Here is a 17,369-nt window from a genome sequence, read left to right as displayed (position 1 = left end):
GCCGGAGGCCGCACCGGAATTCGGCGAGGGCTGGGCCCGGGAAAAGTCCCAGGGCCGGGGTTCGGCGGGACGGCGGCACGGAGTTCGCCGCGAGAGGGTGCCAGGACAAGGTTCGCCGGGGGCCGGGCCGGAGTTCGTCTGAAGGCCGGGATGACGTTCGGCGGGGGCCGGAGTGCGTTCGGCGGGCGGGCCGGAGTTCGGCGAAGGGACGGGCCGGAGTTCGGCGAAGGGACGGGCCGGAGTTCGGCGAGGGGACGGGCCGGAGTTCGGCGTCTCGGGGTTCGGCGGGTGGGTTGCTAGGCCTTTCGGCCCCATGCGGAGATCATCGGTGCGGTGGCCAGGTCCATGCCGCCGGCGGCGACGTTCGCCAGGTGCCGGTCGATGTCCTCGTCGGTCGCGAGGCCCGCCCGAACGAGCTCGTCGCGGATCTGTCGGACCGTCGCGGACTCCAGCGCGGCACAGGCGGGGGAGGTGACGGGGAAGTAGGCGTCGGCCTCGACCCGGCGCAACCCGGCCTCGCGGAGCAGACGCGGGAGCTTGCGACCGTAGGAGAGGTCGGCGCCCCGGCCGGCGAGGAGCTGGCGGAAGCCGTGTCGCAGACGGTTCGCGAGCTGCTGTTCGGGGCCGTGCTCGTCGGGGCAGAGCAGGGGTTGCAGGGCAGGGTCGGCGTCCTCGATCAGGAGCCGTCCGCCGGGGCGCAGGGCCTTGACCATCGAGCGCATCGCCCGGTCCCGGTCCGGCACATGGACCAGGACGAGCCTGGCGTGCACCAGGTCGAAGCCCTCCATCGGCGGCTCCTCGGCGCCGAGGTCGTGGACGCGTACCTCGACCGGCGGGCGGGCGACCGACGCCAGCCGGGAGGTGTCGATGTCGGTCGCGAGGACCTTGCCCGTCGGGCCGACCTTCTTCGCCAGCCAGGACACCACGGAGGAGCCGCCGGCGCCGGCCTCCCAGCACCGCCAGCCGGGTCCGATCCCCAGTCCTTCGAGGTGGCGGAACGTCGTGGCGTCGAAGAGGGCGGCGAAGGCGTCGAAGCGTTCCCCCGCCTCGGGCTGCCGGTTGTCGAGGAGGTACCCGTCGGATCGCGTCATGCGGCGATCATCCCAGTTGTCCGGCGTGCCGGAGGTGGTCGACGCGGCCGGGATCAGGAGCGCGGAAGTCGGGAACCCGTGACGGGAAAGGACGGCCGTCGCTCTCGTGAGCAGTGGGAAGTCCCGTTGTCCACAGGCGGGAACAAAGCGGAACCTGTCGTTTCCACAGGCTTACCCACGGCATACGCGGGCCTGGCAGACTGGCTCGCCAGGGCGCAGGAATGCGGCGCGAGGAGATCCACGCAAGGAGTCCCAGATGACCATGGCAGGGAATCTGCGGAAGGTCACCGGCCTCGGAAGGGTCGGCGGTCTGCGCAGGGTGGCGCGGTTGGCCCGGCGGCGCCCGCGGGTCGACCTGAGTCACCCCGCGCGATCCCCGCTGGGTTCGTCGGTGGTGAACTGCGTGACGTACCGGGACGGCGTGCGGGCCCCGCGCGGCGGTGATCTGGTCGACACCGTGGAGCGGGTGCGCAAGAGCGGTCACGGTTTCGTGTGGCTGGGCCTGCACGAGCCGACGAACGAGGAGTTCGCGGGCATCGCCGAGCTCTTCGACCTGCATCCGCTGGCGGTCGAGGACGCGGTCGAGGCACATCAGCGGCCGAAGGTCGAGCGGTACGGCGAGACGCTGTTCGCCGTGTTCAAGACGGTCTGCTACGTCGAGCACGAGGAGCTCACGGCGACCAGCGAGGTGGTCAACACCGGCGAGATCATGGTGTTCGTCGGCCCGGACTTCGTGATCACGGTGCGGCACGGACGGCATGGTTCGCTCGGCCCGCTGCGCGAGGAGCTGGAGGCCGATCCGAGGCAGCTCGGCAAGGGGCCTTCGGCGGTGTTGCACGCGATCGCCGACCACGTCGTCGACGACTACCTGAACGTCATCGACGCGGTGCAGGCCGACATAGACCAGGTCGAGACGGACGTGTTCGCGGAGGACGGCGCGCGGACCGACCCGGGGCGCATCTATCAGCTCAAGCGTGAACTCCTGGAGCTGAAGCGGGCGGTGGTGCCGCTGGGCCGTCCGCTGCTGGACCTCGCGGACCGGCCGGTCCGGGTGATCGATCCGGAGATACAGGCCTACTTCCGGGACGTCTCCGACCACCTGCTGCGGGCCACGGAGCAGATCGCCGCCTTCGACGAGCTGCTCAACTCGATCCTGCAGGCGCATCTGGCACAGGTCACGGTGGCACAGAACGAGGACATGCGGAAGATCACGGCCTGGGCCGCGGTGATCGCCGTGCCGACGATGGTCTGCGGGGTGTACGGCATGAACTTCGACAACATGCCGGAACTGCGCTGGAGGTTCGGCTATCCGCTGGTCATGAGCGTGATATCCGTCGCCTGCTGGGTCCTGTACCGCGGCTTCCGGCGCAACGGCTGGCTCTGAGCGGCCGGTTCCGTCGGGGCGACGGCGGGCGCAGTGGTCAGTGCCGGGCAGGTCCGGTCCTGGCGTAGACGCTCTCCGCCCAGGCGGCGAGTTGGTCCTCGGTGAGGTGCCGGGTGAGGTCAGCCTCGCTGATCATGCCCACGAGGCGCTTGTTCTCGATGACGGGCAACCGGCGGATCTGGTGGCCCTTCATCTCCTGGAGCACCTCGCCGACGTCGGCTCCCGCGTCGATCCAGCGCGGTGTGCCCTGGGCCATCTCCCCTGCGGTGACCTGTGCGGGGTCGTGTCCCATGGCCACGCAGCCGACGACGATGTCCCGGTCGGTGAGGATGCCGCAGAGTCGCTCGTTCTCGTCGCTGATGGGCAGCGCCCCCACGTTCAGTTCGCGCATCAACTGGGCGGCGCGGTCGAGGGTCTCGTCGGCGGGGATCCACTGGGCGCCGCGGTGCATGATGTCTCCGGCGGTGGTCATGAGGTACCTCCCGGTGCCGGACGGCCGGCGCGGCGCGGGCGGCACCGCTAGTCCCGGCACCCCATATTCTCGCCGCGCCGCCATGGGCCCGCACCTGGAACTCCTCAGGCCGAGAAGCCAAGGACTCGCTGCGGGACGACGCGGATGATCAGGCGTACCTCGTCGTCCTTCTCGGCAGGCGGGTCGACGCCGAGGTACTTGTGCGAGAGCTCGTGCGGGAGCCGCTTGTCGGGGTCCGGGAGGATCTCGGCGGTGCCACGGATCTCGACCGAGGTGTACGGATTCGCGAGGTCGAAGACCGAGATGCTGATACGGGCGTCACGACGGAGGTTGCGCACCTTCTGGCGCCCGTCGGTGGAGGAGAAGAGGACGGTGTCGCCCTCGCGTTTGATCCAGACCACCGAGTTCTGCGGGGCGCCGTCCGGGCCGAGGGTGGCCACGGCGGCGAAGTTCCTGCCGTCGAGGAGAGCACGAACAGAGTCACTGAACGAGACCGAAGAGACGGTGGGGACGGAGGCGGCGGCGGAATGAGCGGCGGAGGGTGCGGCAGTGCTTGCGGAGATCGTCATGACGTCAGACTACTTACATGCACGTGCATTTAAAAGCGGTTCGTCGATCCGCGATTCAGCCACCCCACGCCGGATGACGAGGATCGTCCGCACGGACGAGGACATCCGCCGTGGCGGCCGGATCGGTCTCCTGCGCATAGCGCTCGAAGGCGGGCAGCGTCCATTGGTCGGCTTCGGCGGTACGGCGACGCAGGGCCGCCGGGGAGAGGAGGACGTGCACGGACAGGTCGAAGGGGAACCAGTGGCGCAGCAGGAGAGGACCATGCAGCAACAGGAAGCCAGCGGGCGGGAGTTGGACGTAGGAACTGCGGGTCGCGCGGTCCGTGACAGGGTCCCGGAGATCGGGCAGGATCCGTCCGTCGCCGTCGGGTTCGAGAGGATTGAACACCTCGCGCCACAGAGCGCTGGTGTCGAACCAGCCGTCGTAATAGGCCTCCACGTCGTGATGGCCGTACTCCAGACGGAGAGACGCGGGGCGCAGGAAGCCGTGCGTGTCCACGACACGGGAAGGACGTCCGCGGGTGCGCAGGGCCTCGGCGACGCGCTCGGCGAGATCTCCGGGGCGGGCCGCCGGCGCGCCGTCGAAGGCGACGCGCCGCCATGGACTGCCGTCGTCCGGCTTCAGATCGAGCAGCCGCTCGGCAAGGAGGTCGCCGAGCCGTTCCCAGGTGATCGCTTCGAGTCGCACACGGCCCATGATGCGCCAGCCACCAACCTGGACGCCTCGGCCCCGCGGGGCCCACGGGCTGCGGGCAGCTCGACGAGGGGAGGGTTCCCGTCGTAACGAGCACATGCCTCGTTGACCAGGTGCCACCGCGCCCACCAGGGGGAATGAAGCCCCCATGGCAAGCGCATCCCTCACAACTCCCGCACCCCGTACCGGGCTTCTCGTCATCCAGCCGCTACGTCGGAAGCACTGCGCCGGGTGTCGTCGCGGGCCGCAGCCGATGCTGGTCCTGGAGGACACCGCGCAGCGCTGCCTCGACTGTGCCGATCTGGGGCATCTGGTGTTCCTGCCGCGCGGGGACACGGCGCTGACGCGCAGGTCGCGGGAGGAGAGCGGGCTCTCAGCGGTGGTCGTCCGGTTCAACCGGCGCAAGGGACGGTACGAGCGGCAGGGCGTCCTCGTCGAGGAGGCGGCGCTCGCGCGGGCCGAGGAACGATGCCTGGCGGACGCCGAGGCCCGGCGGCGGCGCCGGGTGCGGGACGCGCGGCGGCGGGCGGCGCAGGACGAGCAGTTCGCGGAGACGTTCGCGGCGGAGATCCTGCGGCTGTTTCCGGGCTGCCCGGCAGAGCGGGCGCGGGGGATCGCGGCACACGCCTCGCTGCGGGGCAGTGGCCGGGTGGGGCGCAGCGCCGCCGGGCGGGCGTTGTCCGAGGGCGCGGTCGTCTCCGCGGTCGTGGCGTCCGTACGGCATCTGGACACGCCGTACGACCGGCTCCTGATGAGCGGCATGCCCCGACACGAGGCCCGCCGGCGGATCACGGGCGAGGTGGAGGGGCGACTGCGGGAGTGGGGCGGGGCGGGTGGGGAGGGCGGGGAGGGGAGGGGGGAGGGGGCCCGCCCCCCTAGGCCACACCCAGTAAGCCGCGTCACCGGCCGTTTCGTCCATGGTCACGATCATGAACAAGGTTTCACTTGAGGTGACGAACCGGACGGGGCAAGATCTCCGCTCGACGGGTGGGAGTTGACGTTGTCATGATCGATGGGCCGTATCTGGTGCTCGCGATGCTGGGCGCTCTGGTGACGGGGCTGATGGCCGGGGTTTTCTGTGCGTTCTCGGTGCTGGTGATGCGGGGGCTCGCCGCGCTGCCGCCCGCGCAGGGCGTCGCCGCGATGAACGCGATCAACGCCTCGGCGCTGACGCCGGCGTTCATGGTGCTGTTCCTCGGCTCCGCGGCGCTGTGCGCGGTGATCGCCGTGGTGACGTTCGTGCTGTTGCCGGACGACGGAACGGTTCATCTGCTGCTGGGCAGCGGGCTGTACTTGTGCGGTGTGTTCGGGGTGACCGTGATGGCGAACGTGCCCCGCAACGAGGCGCTGATGAAGCTGGAACCGGGCACACCGGAGGCCGTCAGGTACTGGCCGACCTATGTGCGCGAGTGGACGAGGTGGAACCACGTGCGTGCCGTCGCGTCGGCGGCGTCGGCGGTCGTGTATGTCCTGGCCCTGGTCTGAGGAAGATCAAGAAGGAACGCGGGAGAACGCGCAGAAACACGGAAGAACATCGGAGAAAGCGCTGTCCGCCACTCTGCGCGGGTGCCCGACGGGACGTATCGTGGCCGAAAGAGTGCCGCCCGATGACGCTCGGCCTGCTGTACGCGTACGCGAGGAAGACGCCCATGGCCGATCCCAAGGGATTCATGACCACACCCCGCCAGGACTGGCCGCGCCGGCCGGTCGAGGAGCGGGTCCGGGACTGGGACGAGGTGTACGTCCCCGGGGCGTTGCTGCCCCTGATCAGCAAGCAGGCCGACCGCTGTATGGACTGCGGCATACCGTTCTGCCACGAGGCCTGTCCGCTCGGCAATCTGATTCCCGAGTGGAACGATCTGGTGTCGCGGGAGGACTGGCGGGCGGCGAGCGACCGGCTGCACGCGACGAACAACTTCCCCGAGTTCACGGGCCGGTTGTGTCCGGCGCCGTGCGAAGCCGGGTGCGTCCTCGCCATCAACCAGCCGGCCGTCACCATCAAGAACGTCGAGGCCGCCATCGCCGACCGGGCCTGGGCGGACGGTTTCACACCGCCGAGGCCGCCGGACCGGCTGTCGGGGAAGACGGTGGCGGTGATCGGTTCCGGGCCCACCGGGCTGGCCGCGGCCCAGCAGTTGACCCGGGCCGGGCACACGGTCGCCGTCTACGAGAAGGATGACCGGATCGGCGGGCTCATGCGGTACGGCATCCCCGCGTTCAAGATGGAGAAGCATCACCTCGAGCGGCGGATCGAGCAGATGCGGGCGGAGGGCACCAAGTTCCGTACGTCGACGACGATCGGGCGCGATGTCATGGCGGCCGACCTGCGGGCGCGCTACGACGCCGTGGTGATCGCCACCGGGGCGACCGAGTGGCGGGAACTGCACGTCCCAGGGCGGGAGTTGACCGGCATCCAGCAGGCGATGGAGTACCTGCCGCTGGCCAACCGGGTGTGCGAGGGCGATCTGGAGGCGTCCCCGATGTCCGCCGCCGGAAAGGACGTCGTCATCGTCGGCGGGGGCGACACGGGGGCCGACTGTCTGGGCACGGCGGTGCGCGAGGGCGCCGCGTCCGTGACCCAGTTGGACATCTACGCGCAGCCCGGCGCGGATCGTGACGAGGATGTCGACCCCTGGCCGACGTATCCGAAGATCTATCGGCTCTCGGCGGCGCACGAGGAGGCGCGTGACCTGGAGTCCGCGCCGGCGGCGGACGCGGACGCGCGACTGTTCGCGGCGTCCACGCTCCGTTTCACCGGCGACGAGAGCGGGCATGTGCGGTCGCTGCACCTCGTCGAGGTCGATGCGCGGCGCAGGCCGGTGGAGGGCACCGCTCGGGCGCTCCCCGCCGACCTCGTGCTGCTCGCCCTCGGCTTCTCCGGGCCCGACCGGGAGGACGGGCTCGTCGAGCAGCTGGGGCTGATGCTGGAGCCGCGCGGCACGATCGCGCGGGACGGCGGCTTCGCGACGAACGTCCCCGGCGTGTTCGCCGCGGGGGACGCGGCGCGCGGCCAGTCGCTGATCGTGTGGGCCATCGCGGAGGGGCGGGCGGTGGCGGCGGCCGTCGACCGCCATCTGACGGGGAGCTCCCGGCTGCCGACGCCCATCGGGCCGTACGACCGGCCGATGAACGTATAGGGCCTGTCCGGCGGATCATGCCGCAGACGCGGGGAATGGCACACCCTCCCCCACTCTCGGCTTCGCTCGAGTGGCCGCCGCATCGAGGGAGCGCGCCGCGGGGAGTGCCGTTCAGCGGCGTTCGTCCGTCCCCGCCACTTTGGCCGTCGCCAGGGCCACCCGGTTCCAGGTGTTGATCGTGCAGATGAGGGCGAGTACCTGGGCGAGCTCCCGCTCGTCGAAGCGGGCGGCGGCCTCGGTGTAGACGTCGTCGGGGACGCCGCCGTCGGGCACCAGTGTGACCGCTTCCGTCAGAGCCAGGGCCGCCTGTTCCTTCTCCGTGAAGAAGTGACGGGCCTCGCGCCAGACCGCGACCATGTGCAGGCGGTCCTCGCTCTCGCCGGCCTTGCGGGCGTCGTTCGTGTGCATGTGGAGGCAGTACGCGCAGTGGTTGAGGTGCGAGGAGCGGATCTGGATCAGTTCGACCAGGGCGGGGTCGAGGCCCTCGCGGGCTGCGGCGTCGAAGCCGATGAGGGCGCGGAACGCCTTGGGGGCGCTCTTCCCGAAGTCGAGGCGAGTCGAGTTCGCCGGCGTGTGAGTCGCGCTGTTCGTCGCCGTGTTCATGGTCGTACTCGTCGGCGTGTTCGTCTTCGTGGTCGTGTTCGTCGTCATGTCCTTCAACCTATGGGTCGGAAAGACCCGCTGTAGGGTGCATTTCCATGGCAGATTCGTGGGTCAATTCGGCGGAGCGGATCGGGGCCGACCTGCACCTGGAGCTGGCCGGGCCGGGTGGGCGGCGGGCGGCTGTCATCGGGGCGCTGCGCGAGGCCGTGCGTAGCGGGCGGCTCGCTCCGGGAACCCGGCTGCCGCCGTACCGTTCGCTCGCCGCCGACCTCGGCGTCGCCCGCAACACGGTGGCCGACGCGTATGCGGAACTCGTCGCCGAGGGCTGGTTGACCGCCCGACAGGGGTCAGGCACCCGGGTCGCCGAGCGGGCCGAGCCCCTGCGGCGCGCCGAGCGGGTGCCGGTCGAGACGCCCGCACGCGCGCGTGGCCCGCGGCACGACCTGCGGCAGGGCACGCCGGACGCGTCGTCGTTCCCGCGCGCGGCCTGGCTCGCCTCCTATCGGCGGGCCCTTCAGCAGGCGCCCAACGAGGTGTTCGGGCCCGGCGATCCCGCCGGTCGCCGGGAACTGCGCGAGGCCCTGACGGAGTACCTGGCACGCGCGCGTGGCGTGCGCACCGAGCCGGAGCGCATCGTGATCTGCTCGGGCTTCGCCCATGCGCTGCGCCTGCTGTTCGGCCCGTTCGGCACCGGCAGTGGGGTGCTACGCGGCCCGCTGGCCGTGGAGGCGTACGGGCTGGACTTCCACCGGGGGCTGCTGGCCGCGGCGGGCGTGCGGACGACTCCGCTGCCTCTGGACGCGGACGGGGCGCGTGTCGACCTTCTGGGGCGCGAGCGGGCCGTCCTCCTCACGCCCGCACACCAGTTCCCGACGGGCGGTCCGCTGCACGCGAGCCGCCGGACCGCGGTGCTCGACTGGGCACGCGCGTGTGGCGGGGTGCTCGTCGAGGACGACTACGACGGGGAGTTCCGCTACGACCGCAAGCCCGTGGGCGCGGTCCAGGGGCTCGACCCGGAGCGGGTGATCTACGTCGGCTCGGTCAGCAAGAGCCTGTCGCCGGCGTTGCGTCTCGGGTGGATGGTGCTGCCGGAGCGGTACGTCGCCGACGTTCTGGCCGCCAAGGGCGACCGGGAGGCCTGGGCGAGCGTCCCGGATCAGCTGGGCCTGGCCGATCTGATCGTGTCCGGGGCGTACGACCGTCACGTACGGCGGATGCGGCAGCGCTATCGCGGGCGTCGGGACCTGCTGGTCGGGGCGCTCGCCGCGCAGGCGCCGCATGTCGAGGTCACCGGGGTCGCGGCCGGGCTCCACGCGGTGCTGCGGCTGCCGCCGGGCACCGAGCGGTCCACGGTGAAGGCGGCCGCCTGGCAGGGTGTGGCCCTGGACGGCCTGGCCGCGTTCCGGCATCCGGCGACGGACATGGCGCCGTCGGACGGGCTCGTCGTCGGATACGCGACTCCGCCGGAGCATGCCTACGGGGCGGCGTTGGACGCGCTGTGCCGCGTGCTGCCGCCGCCGAACGCACAGCCTGGGCCCGCCTGACCCTGCCGGCCCTGGCTGTGCCTCGGCTGTGCCCCCTTGGGCGGGTTTCAGCGCTTGCGGCCCACCGCCCCGTACCCCGGGATGCTGGACGATGGCGTCGGCGGTGTCGTCCTCCCGGTCATGAGGCGCTTCGTAAGCATGTGGCACGAATAGTCATAGTCATCAAGTCAGTACCAGAACAAGGAAGTCGAAGGGGGCGGTTGAAGGGGGCGGTTGAAGGAGGGCAAGAGCAGAAAAGGCAGCAGGCGGGTCGGTCAGGACAGCAGGAAGTCCGCCTCCCCCGCCTTGGCCCCCTCGATGAAGGCCGTCATCTCGTCGGAGGTGTAGATCAGCGCCGGTCCGTCGGGGTCGGTGGACTGCCGGACGGCGATCCGGCCGTCGGCGAGCTTCATCGCCTCCAGGCAGTTGCCTCCGTTGCCGCCACTCCACGGCTTGTGCCAGCCCTCGCTGCCCAGTTCCCTGGCGGGCATGCCGTTGTAGATCCGCTGAGCGCGGACCCGCGGCCTGGACTGGGTCTTGATGCGATCCATTCACAACTCCTTGCGGAGATCCCGGAGGATCTCCTTCGTGCGATGTGCTGTAGCGGCCTGCGCCGCCATGCGGTCCATGACCTCGAGGTGGGTCGCCACCTCGGTGCGGGCGTCGAGATAGACGGCGCCGGTCAGGTACTCGCTGTAGACCATGTCCGGAAGCTCCGGCATGGCGAATCGGAACAGCACGAAGGGCCCGTACGTGCCTGGGTGCGGCCCGCTGGCGAACGGGGCGACCTGCAGCGTTACGTTGGGCAGCTTCGTGGCTTCGAGCAGTTTGTCGATCTGCGCGCGCATCACCTCCGGGCCGCCGGCCGGGCGGCGCAACGCGGTCTCGTCCATCACCACCCACAGCCGGGGCGCGTCCTGCCGAGTGAGCAGATCCTGGCGTTGTATGCGCAGGTCGACGAGGCGCTCGATGTCCTCCGGTCGGGTCTGGCCGATGGCGCCGGACAGGAGGACACCACGCGCGTAGTCCTCGGTCTGGAGCAGGCCGGGGACGAAGTGGGGTTCGTACTGGCGGATGAGGGCGGCGGCGCCCTCCAGGCTGACGTGCATCGAGAACCAGCCCGGCAGGACGTCGTGGAACCGCTGCCACCAGCCCGGTTTGTTGGCCTCCTCGGCCAGTTGGACGAAGCCCTCGGCTTCGTCGTCGGTGACGCCGTAGGCCTTCAGGAGCAGTTGGAGGTACGGGATCTTGAGGCCGACCTCGGCCATCTCCATACGGCGGACGGTGGCGGGCGCGACGCGCAGGATGCGGGCGGCTTCCTCGCGCTTGAGCCCGGCGCGTTCCCGCAGGTCCAGCAGGCGTCGGCCGAGGACGACCTGTCCGACCGTCGGCGCGGACCGCGGTTCGCTCACGCCCCACCTCCACAAAGAGCCGACCGGCCCACGCGGGGCTCACGCGGGCCCCGACCCGACCGGTCACGAAAAGAATCCCGACAGCCCTACGGCAGCCCTACGGCGCCACTCGAAGACCCACTCGAAGTTCTGTACGGATGCGTACGAGTCTCCGTTGATCCCCATTGGCGCCGTTCGCCGTGCTGTCGCGAGCAGTGTGCCACGGCCCTTCACCGCGTCACACAGCACTCTGCATTTTTCAGAGTGACACTTGCCAAGTGTTCACGGCGGGGCGATAGTGGCAAGCGTGATTCCGTCCGCGCCCTTAGGAACAGACGCCGCCGCAGGCCACCCCCAGGGTCTCGGTGCCAGCGCGGGAGCAGGCCCTGACCAGGCCGCTGCCGAGCGCCGGTTCCGATTCGAACTGGCCGCCCATCCGGGTTCCCCCGCCCAGGCCAGACGCCTGGCAAGGGCCCGGCTGACCGGCTGGTCGGTGTGCGAGGACACCTGCGACTCCGCCGCCCTGGTCATATCCGAGCTGGTCACCAACGCGATCGTGCACACCGCGAGCGACATCGTCGTCTGCGAGCTGCACGACGGCGCCGACCTGGTCCGCATAGCCGTGCGGGACGAGGGATGCGCGCCGGGCGAGCCCCACCCCTCCCCGCAGCGTCCCGAGGAGGAGCACGGGAGGGGGCTGCTGCTCGTCGAGGCCCTGTGTCACGCCTGGGGCGCGCAGGAGCACGGCCCCGGCCTGCTGGTCTGGGCCGACCTGCCCCGCCGGGCCGGCGTGTCCGGCGATCCCGCCGAACCCCGCGACAGTCTGCGTCTCGGTCCCGCCGAGCCGCACCCCGCCGGCCTCGGCGAACTCCTCGACATCCTGGACGAGTTCGACGACATCCCGGGCGAGCCGCACACCGACCCGGCCGGGCCCCGTAACGACCTCGGCTGGGGCGCCCGCCCGAAGCCGGGACCGGCCGACGGCCCGGGTGACGAGGACGAGCCCGCGGAGCAGCACCACCGGGAAGCGACCCTCCCGGCCGCAAGTCGACCACACCCCGCGCCCACCGGGCCGGTCATACCCGCACTGCCGGCCACACCCGCTGCGCCGACCGCGTCCGCCGCACCAACGGCATCCGCCGTGCCTACCGCGTCCGACGGTCCGGCCCCCCGCGTGATGCCGCAATGGCACCGCACCGCCGAGCACGCAGGACACGCCGGTCCCGCTGGGCACGACGCTCGTGAGCACGACGGCCGTGACGGCCACGACGGGTGGACTCGGGCATCCGGCCACGCCGCCGACGCCCTCCCGCTGCTCCTCCAACTCCCGCTTCAGCTCCCCCTCCAGCCCGCCCGCGAGCAGCCCGTCCGCGAGCAGGGACGGACATGAGCACCGTGCCCGGTCGGGCTCCGGTGCTGACCCTCGACACGCTCGTACGCCTGCAGCGCGGACCCGCCGGCGCTCCCGACGCCGTGCACCGGCTGGCCGTGCCGGAGGGCATGACGGCCCCCCTGGGCTGTGACGCGGTCTCCGTGCCCGCCCATCTCGGCCCGCTGCTCATGCCGCGTCTGCCGCGCATGGGCTGTGTCTACGCCGACGACGCGCACTGGTGGTGGCTGGTCCCCTCCGACTCCGACTACGCCCTGGAGTGGCCCGCCCCCGCGCGCTACGCCACGGGCGCGATCCTCCCGGACTGCCCGCGCCGCCCCGACCTCATCCACCGACCGGACGGCACACTTCCGTACACCCCGCCGATCCCTCTCTACCTGGCCCTGTGCCGCCTCACGGGCACGACGCCCATCTGGTCGCGGCCGATCAGCGCATAGTCCCTGACTGCCCGTGGGGCAGTCCGGCGCGCCGTCCCCGGCGCACGCCCGCGCGTCCCGGGTTCCCCGTCCCGCGCCCTGCCCTCACGCGGCTCGTCCCGCGATAGTGGCCGTCGTCCACGACCACTTGGGGAGGCCGACGGTGGGACAGGCGCGGAAGGCGGAGAAGGAAGACACGGCGGAGGAGGCGAAGAAGGCGGAGAAGGCGGAGAAGGCGGAGGAGGCTCGGAAGTCGCAGGGGTGCGACGAGCGTGAGGTGTCCGAGTCCGAGCGGCTGCTGTTCGGCGGCCCGCTCCGCTACGACATGGGGTGGAACCAGCACCGGGACGCCTTCCTGGAGCTGAACTTCCGCGCCATGATCATCCGGCTGCCCTCCCTGCTCTCCACCAGTCTCCGGCTGGCCCGCCAGGCCGACCCGCGGGCCGCCCGGATCGTGCTGGCCGCGGAGGCGGGACGGGGAGTGACGCAAGCGGTGAGCCTGCTCGCGGTGAACTCCGTGCTGGGCCGGCTGGTCACCGGCGGCTCGATCGAGGACCGGCTGCGCGGCGCCGCTCCCGCTCTGGTCGCGATGGCCGTCGTACTCCTCTTCGGGGCGCTGCTGCGGGCCGCGTCGACGTATGCCACCGGGCGGCTGGAGCCCAAGGTGGAACGGGTGGCGACCGAGTTGTACCTGGAGCGGGCGGCCGGGGTGGAGCTGGCCGCGATCGAGGACCACGCCTTCCACAAGCTGCTGGACACCGCGCAGTACGGCGCCCGGTCCGCCTGCCGGATGATCACATACGGCACGCGTGTGGTGAACGCGCTGATCTCGCTGGCCGCGGCGGCCGGCGTGCTCACGGTGCTGCATCCGCTGCTGCTGCCGCTGCTGGTCACGATGACGTTGCCCAGCGCCTGGAGCGCGCTCACGAACGCCCGGCGACGCTACGAGTCGTTCCACACCTGGGTGCAGCACGCGCGCGCGGGTCATCTCATCGCGAGTCTGCTCACCGAGCCGGCGGCGGCGCCCGAGATCCGTGTGCACGGCGTGGGCCCGTTCCTGCTGCGGCACTTCCGTTCGATGTCGGAGACCGCGGAGGCCGAACAGGCCCGGCTGGCCCGGCTCGCCGCCCGCACCGGCCTGATCGCGGCCGCCTGGACGGGGCTCGCGACCGTGGCGACCTACGCCACCCTCGGTGCGCTGCTGCTCACGGGGACGATGGCCCTGGCGGTCGCGGGCACCGCGGTGATCGCGATCCGCAGCGGCTCAGCGAGCCTGAACACCCTCGTCGTGGAGGTCAACCAGTTGCACGAGGAGGCCCTGTTCGTGGGCGACCTGCAACGCCTGTACGTCGAAGCGGCCGAACAGGCGATCCCGGAGGGCGGCGCGGCCCTGCCGGAGGAGCCGCGCGAAATCCGCTTCGAGAACGTCACGTTCGGCTACCCGGGTGAGTCGGCGCGCCCCGCCCTCGACGACGTGACCCTGACGCTCCCCCTCGGCCGGATCATCGCGCTCGTCGGCGAGAACGGCTCCGGCAAGACGACCCTGGTGAAGCTGCTCGCCGGGCTGTACAAGCCGGACCGGGGGCGGATCCTGTGGGACGGCGTGGACGCGGCGGACGCGGACCGCCACCAGTTGGCCGAGCGGGTCGCGATGGTGGCGCAGGATTTCAAGCGGTGGCCGTTCACGGCGCGGGTCAACGTGGCCATCGGCCGCAGTGCCGCGCCGCTCACCGAGGAGCGGCTGGCCGCGTCGGTCGCCGAGGCGGGCGCGCAGGAGGTGGTCGAGGATCTGCCGCGGGGTCTGGACACCCTGCTGGCCCGGCACTTCAGCGGCGGGCATGAGCTGTCCGGCGGTCAGTGGCAGCGTCTCGGCATCGCGCGGGCGGCCTACCGGCGCGGGCGCATCCTGATCGTGGACGAGCCGACGGCGGCGCTGGACGCCCGGGCCGAGCTGGAGGTGTTCGAGAAGATCCGCGCGCTGGCCGGCAGCGGCCAGACGGTCGTCCTGATCACCCATCGGCTGGCGTCGGTCCGGCATGCGGACCTGGTGCACGTCCTGGACCAGGGCAAGCTGGTGGAGTCGGGGACCCCGGACGAGTTGCTGGCGGGCGGGGGCGTCTACGCCGAGCTGTACGCGCTGCAGGCCGAGCAGTTCACGACGGGGGTGCCGGTGCCCGTGCCCGCCCCGTCGCAGGCGGGCTGACGGGTCACCGCGCGGCGTCGCCGCTCCGGACGACCACCAGGAAGGTGTCCGTGGCGAGGTCCATGACGACCTCGGCGGGCAGCCCCTCCATGCGTCGGGCGTGCGCGAACTCTTCCGCAGGCCACGACCCGCGCGGCCCTCCCGCGGGAAAGCGTTCGAGCACGGTTCGCCCGTTCACCATCTCGCACCTCCGATAAGCGTCAAAGCGTCGTGACTTGTAGGAGTTAACGCTCATCGGACCGCGAACGCCTCGCTCAGTTGCGGTACTGAGACGTAGTTGACACGGGTCCGGCACGGACCGTGAGGACTCGGTAACTTTCCGAACGCACCGGACACTGTACGTGGCTGCGAGGTCGCGCGCAGGGCTCGGACGGCGAGGGCGAGGGCGAGGGCGAGGGCGAGGGGCGGGCAGGCTCGGGGGTTATACGGCCATCGGCAGGACCGGCGGGGGCGTCGGCAGGCCCACCCGCTGCGTTCGTGCGGCGAGTTCGGCGAGGAGCTCGGCGAGTCGTTCGCGGTGGCGGAGGGTGAGTCGTCCGGTGTCGTCGAGGTGGACGGCGCAGGCGGTGGTGGTGTCGACGAGGCGTTCGAGGAGGGCGGCGACCTCGTCCGTTCCCTCGGTGTGCCGGGCGAGGGCGGGCAGTTCGTGCGCGGCGAGGGCGATGGCGGTGCGGGCCTCGGCGAGGGTGCGGTAGGCCTCGCGGCGCAGGGTCCAGCGGGCGGCACGGTCGTCGGAGCCGACGTCGGAGCCGTCGAGGACGTGGGTGAGGTAGGCGTGTGCGGCGCCGGCCGCCGTGGCGAGCCGGGCCCGTACCTGGCCGCCCCGCTCCCCCGGCATCGGCAGATGGCCGACGATCAGGACGATCGCGCAGGCCAGGAGCGTTTCCGCGATCCGGCTGACGGAGGCCTGGGGCTCCCCGCCGACCATCACCAGGGACAGTACGAGCACGGTGACGACGGCCGTCTGGGCCGCGAAGTGCCGGGTGGACACGGGTATCAGCGCACCGCAGAGAGCGACCAGCGCGACGAGCCCCTCCGGGCGGGGCAGCACCGCGGCGAACCCGGCGAAGAGCAGCGCCCCGAGCACGGTTCCCGCGGCCCGGCACAACACCCGGGACACCAGGGGTCCGAGGTCGGGCTTGACCAGGAAGACGGCGGTGGCGGGCAGCCAGTACCAGTGCGTGTGCTGCCCGTACCAGTGGGAGTGGTGCAGTCCTTGCGCGATGGCGGCGCTGGCCCCGAAGGACAGGCCGACCCGCAGCCCGTACTCGCGCCCGCCCGGACCGCACGCGGTGCGCAGCAGGTCGCGGGCGCCGCGCCGACGGGTGTGCAGGTCGCCGCCGTTCCCCTGGTCGAACGCGTCGGCCGCGTGCAGCAGGGCGTCGTCGAGGGCGCGCAGCGCGGGCGCGGACCGGGAGGGCGCGGGCAGCGGCCCCGTGTGCGAGTTCTCCCGTACGGCGGCGGCGAGCCGGCGGGGCCCGGCCGAGGCCCGCTCGGCGACGGGCTCCCCGCTCCAGGCGAGCGCGGTCGCGGCTTCGGCCAGGGGCAACGCGGCGGCGTACTGGGCGTGCAGCCGCCGCTCGGCCGCGGAGCTCGCGTAGCGCCGCAGCCGGGGTCCGGCGAGGGCGTCCTGGGCGTGGTCGAGGGCGGCGGTGAGCGCGGCGCGGCGGTCGGTGGCGTGCTCGGTGCCGACGGCGTCGAGGAGTTCCGCGACGGCGTCGTAGACACGGGCCACCGCGTCCCGTTCCCCGTCGAACCGGAAGTCCCCGGTCATGGCCCCCGGCGTGGGCAGCACGAGCCGCAGGGCGAGCAGCCAGCCGGCCCCGGCGAGGAAGGCGAGGGCGAGCAGCCGTCCTGGCTCCGGCACCGGCATCCCGGCCCCGATCGCCGCGGCCACCAGCAACTGCGTGCCCGCCCCGGAGGCGACGGGCCCGATGGCGCTCATCCCGCCGGCGACGAGGCCGAGGCCGGTGAGGACGACCGTCAGTACGACGGCCCCGACGTGACCCCCGACGTACGTCCCGACGAGCAGCCCTGCCGCTCCCGCGAGCGCGGGCACCCCGAGCCGCCGGACGGAGGCCCGTCGGCTGCCGGGCCGGTCGTTGATCCCGGCGAGCATGGCGGCAATGGCGGCGACGACCCCGAGGGATGTCCGCCCGGCGAGAACGGCGACCAGCAGAAGGGGCCCCGCGGCCAGCGCTCCCCGCGTGACCGCGCTCCAGGGCACGGGCCCGCGCTGGGCGCGCAGGGCGTGGGCGAGCCAGGGCGGGAGAGCGGGGTATGCGCGGGAGCGAAGGGATGCGGACGAGCGCGGGGACACGAAGCTCCTGTCGTGACGAGGGCGGGGGTGTGCCTTCGGGCGACGGTGGCCGGGGCGGTCGGGTCAGCTGCGTGCTGTGAGCTGTGGTGTCCACGGTAGAGGGCGGTCTTGGAGAGGTTGGGACGGTTGCGTTTCGGCGAGGTGACGGCTGACCCGAATCCCGCTTTCTTTATGAA

The 17,369-nt window shown here is 71.9% G+C and carries 16 protein-coding genes and 1 pseudogene; 8 read left to right on the top strand and 9 right to left on the bottom strand.

Going from position 1 to position 17,369, the window contains the following annotated elements:
- Window positions 1–296: 296 nt before the first annotated feature.
- Complete coding sequence (locus B5557_RS33850; RefSeq protein ID WP_079663033.1) at window positions 297–1,091, bottom strand: methyltransferase; 795 nt, start codon at window positions 1,089–1,091, stop codon at window positions 297–299.
- Between the two features lie 256 nt (window positions 1,092–1,347).
- Here B5557_RS33850 and B5557_RS33845 point away from each other — a divergent pair, with 256 nt between their 5' ends.
- Complete coding sequence (locus B5557_RS33845; protein ID WP_079663032.1) at window positions 1,348–2,475, top strand: magnesium and cobalt transport protein CorA; 1,128 nt, start codon at window positions 1,348–1,350, stop codon at window positions 2,473–2,475.
- Window positions 2,476–2,512: 37 nt separating this feature from the next.
- On the opposite strand, the gene B5557_RS33840 is transcribed toward B5557_RS33845, so the two are convergent.
- The 3 genes from B5557_RS33840 to B5557_RS33830 form a co-directional block, all read right to left on the bottom strand.
- Window positions 2,513–2,947 (bottom strand): CBS domain-containing protein, encoded by a 435-nt coding sequence (locus B5557_RS33840; protein WP_079663031.1) that lies wholly within the window; start codon window positions 2,945–2,947, stop codon window positions 2,513–2,515.
- 104 nt (window positions 2,948–3,051) lie between these two features.
- Window positions 3,052–3,516: a PPOX class F420-dependent oxidoreductase gene (locus B5557_RS33835; protein WP_079663030.1), complete on the bottom strand. Its 465-nt coding sequence runs from the start codon at window positions 3,514–3,516 to the stop codon at window positions 3,052–3,054.
- 55 nt (window positions 3,517–3,571) lie between these two features.
- A complete protein-coding gene (locus B5557_RS33830; RefSeq protein ID WP_173877762.1) occupies window positions 3,572–4,213 on the bottom strand; it encodes a uridine kinase in 642 nt (213 codons plus the stop codon).
- Window positions 4,214–4,358: 145 nt separating this feature from the next.
- Here B5557_RS33830 and B5557_RS33825 point away from each other — a divergent pair, with 145 nt between their 5' ends.
- From B5557_RS33825 to B5557_RS33815, 3 genes are all read left to right on the top strand, one after another.
- Complete coding sequence (locus B5557_RS33825; RefSeq protein WP_197697267.1) at window positions 4,359–5,159, top strand: DUF2293 domain-containing protein; 801 nt, start codon at window positions 4,359–4,361, stop codon at window positions 5,157–5,159.
- Between the two features lie 56 nt (window positions 5,160–5,215).
- A complete protein-coding gene (locus B5557_RS33820) occupies window positions 5,216–5,695 on the top strand; it encodes an anthrone oxygenase family protein (protein ID WP_079663029.1) in 480 nt (159 codons plus the stop codon).
- A gap of 164 nt (window positions 5,696–5,859) precedes the next feature.
- The gene (locus B5557_RS33815) at window positions 5,860–7,347 is read left to right on the top strand and encodes a glutamate synthase subunit beta (protein ID WP_079665148.1); all 1,488 of its coding nucleotides are present in this window, start codon (window positions 5,860–5,862) and stop codon (window positions 7,345–7,347) included.
- A 111-nt stretch (window positions 7,348–7,458) separates the two neighbouring features.
- Here B5557_RS33815 and B5557_RS33810 read toward each other — a convergent pair whose 3' ends face one another.
- A complete protein-coding gene (locus B5557_RS33810) occupies window positions 7,459–7,950 on the bottom strand; it encodes a carboxymuconolactone decarboxylase family protein (protein WP_079665147.1) in 492 nt (163 codons plus the stop codon).
- Window positions 7,951–8,045: 95 nt separating this feature from the next.
- On the opposite strand from B5557_RS33810, the gene pdxR reads away from it, so the two are divergent.
- Window positions 8,046–9,494, top strand: a complete 1,449-nt coding sequence (pdxR, locus tag B5557_RS33805) for a MocR-like pyridoxine biosynthesis transcription factor PdxR (RefSeq protein WP_079663028.1) — start codon at window positions 8,046–8,048, stop codon at window positions 9,492–9,494.
- 254 nt (window positions 9,495–9,748) lie between these two features.
- On the opposite strand, the gene B5557_RS33800 is transcribed toward pdxR, so the two are convergent.
- Window positions 9,749–10,024, bottom strand: coding sequence for a DUF397 domain-containing protein (locus B5557_RS33800; RefSeq protein ID WP_079663027.1), 276 nt, complete (start codon window positions 10,022–10,024; stop codon window positions 9,749–9,751).
- Window positions 10,025–10,885 carry a helix-turn-helix domain-containing protein gene (locus tag B5557_RS33795; RefSeq protein WP_079663026.1) on the bottom strand — a complete coding sequence of 287 codons (861 nt, stop codon included), beginning with the start codon at window positions 10,883–10,885 and terminating at the stop codon, window positions 10,025–10,027.
- Between the two features lie 250 nt (window positions 10,886–11,135).
- On the opposite strand from B5557_RS33795, the pseudogene B5557_RS45455 reads away from it, so the two are divergent.
- The 3 genes and pseudogenes from B5557_RS45455 to B5557_RS33780 form a co-directional block, all read left to right on the top strand.
- Window positions 11,136–11,868: pseudogene (locus B5557_RS45455) on the top strand (ATP-binding protein); the annotation flags it as partial.
- Window positions 11,869–12,250: 382 nt separating this feature from the next.
- Entirely contained in the window at window positions 12,251–12,691 is a 441-nt protein-coding gene (locus B5557_RS33785; protein ID WP_079663025.1) for a hypothetical protein, read from the top strand.
- Window positions 12,692–12,833: 142 nt separating this feature from the next.
- Window positions 12,834–14,873: an ABC transporter ATP-binding protein gene (locus tag B5557_RS33780; protein WP_443031300.1), complete on the top strand. Its 2,040-nt coding sequence runs from the start codon at window positions 12,834–12,836 to the stop codon at window positions 14,871–14,873.
- A gap of 4 nt (window positions 14,874–14,877) precedes the next feature.
- Here B5557_RS33780 and B5557_RS44355 read toward each other — a convergent pair whose 3' ends face one another.
- Window positions 14,878–15,054, bottom strand: a complete 177-nt coding sequence (locus B5557_RS44355) for a hypothetical protein (RefSeq protein WP_099937587.1) — start codon at window positions 15,052–15,054, stop codon at window positions 14,878–14,880.
- Window positions 15,055–15,294: 240 nt separating this feature from the next.
- A complete protein-coding gene (locus B5557_RS33775) occupies window positions 15,295–17,193 on the bottom strand; it encodes an FUSC family protein (RefSeq protein ID WP_079663024.1) in 1,899 nt (632 codons plus the stop codon).
- Between the last annotated feature and the right edge of the window lie 176 nt (window positions 17,194–17,369).

Source organism: Streptomyces sp. 3214.6 (assembly GCF_900129855.1).
GTDB classification, from domain to species: Bacteria; Actinomycetota; Actinomycetes; order Streptomycetales; family Streptomycetaceae; genus Streptomyces; species Streptomyces soliscabiei.
This window is presented reverse-complemented; position numbering and strand designations above follow the sequence as displayed.

Bases quoted from the DNA above. Each gene is read 5' to 3' on its own strand.
- B5557_RS33830 (WP_173877762.1), bottom strand. From the start codon at position 4,213: ATGGGCCGTGTGCGACTCGAAGCGATCACCTGGGAACGGCTCGGCGAC.
- B5557_RS33810 (WP_079665147.1), bottom strand. From the start codon at position 7,950: ATGAACACGGCGACGAACAGCGCGACTCACACGCCGGCGAACTCGACT.
- B5557_RS33785 (WP_079663025.1), top strand. From the start codon at position 12,251: ATGAGCACCGTGCCCGGTCGGGCTCCGGTGCTGACCCTCGACACGCTC.
- B5557_RS33815 (WP_079665148.1), top strand. From the start codon at position 5,860: ATGGCCGATCCCAAGGGATTCATGACCACACCCCGCCAGGACTGGCCG.
- B5557_RS33825 (WP_197697267.1), top strand. From the start codon at position 4,359: ATGGCAAGCGCATCCCTCACAACTCCCGCACCCCGTACCGGGCTTCTC.
- B5557_RS33850 (WP_079663033.1), bottom strand. From the start codon at position 1,091: ATGACGCGATCCGACGGGTACCTCCTCGACAACCGGCAGCCCGAGGCG.
- B5557_RS33800 (WP_079663027.1), bottom strand. From the start codon at position 10,024: ATGGATCGCATCAAGACCCAGTCCAGGCCGCGGGTCCGCGCTCAGCGG.
- pdxR (WP_079663028.1), top strand. From the start codon at position 8,046: ATGGCAGATTCGTGGGTCAATTCGGCGGAGCGGATCGGGGCCGACCTG.
- B5557_RS33840 (WP_079663031.1), bottom strand. From the start codon at position 2,947: ATGACCACCGCCGGAGACATCATGCACCGCGGCGCCCAGTGGATCCCC.
- B5557_RS44355 (WP_099937587.1), bottom strand. From the start codon at position 15,054: ATGGTGAACGGGCGAACCGTGCTCGAACGCTTTCCCGCGGGAGGGCCG.
- B5557_RS33835 (WP_079663030.1), bottom strand. From the start codon at position 3,516: ATGACGATCTCCGCAAGCACTGCCGCACCCTCCGCCGCTCATTCCGCC.
- B5557_RS33845 (WP_079663032.1), top strand. From the start codon at position 1,348: ATGACCATGGCAGGGAATCTGCGGAAGGTCACCGGCCTCGGAAGGGTC.
- B5557_RS33820 (WP_079663029.1), top strand. From the start codon at position 5,216: ATGATCGATGGGCCGTATCTGGTGCTCGCGATGCTGGGCGCTCTGGTG.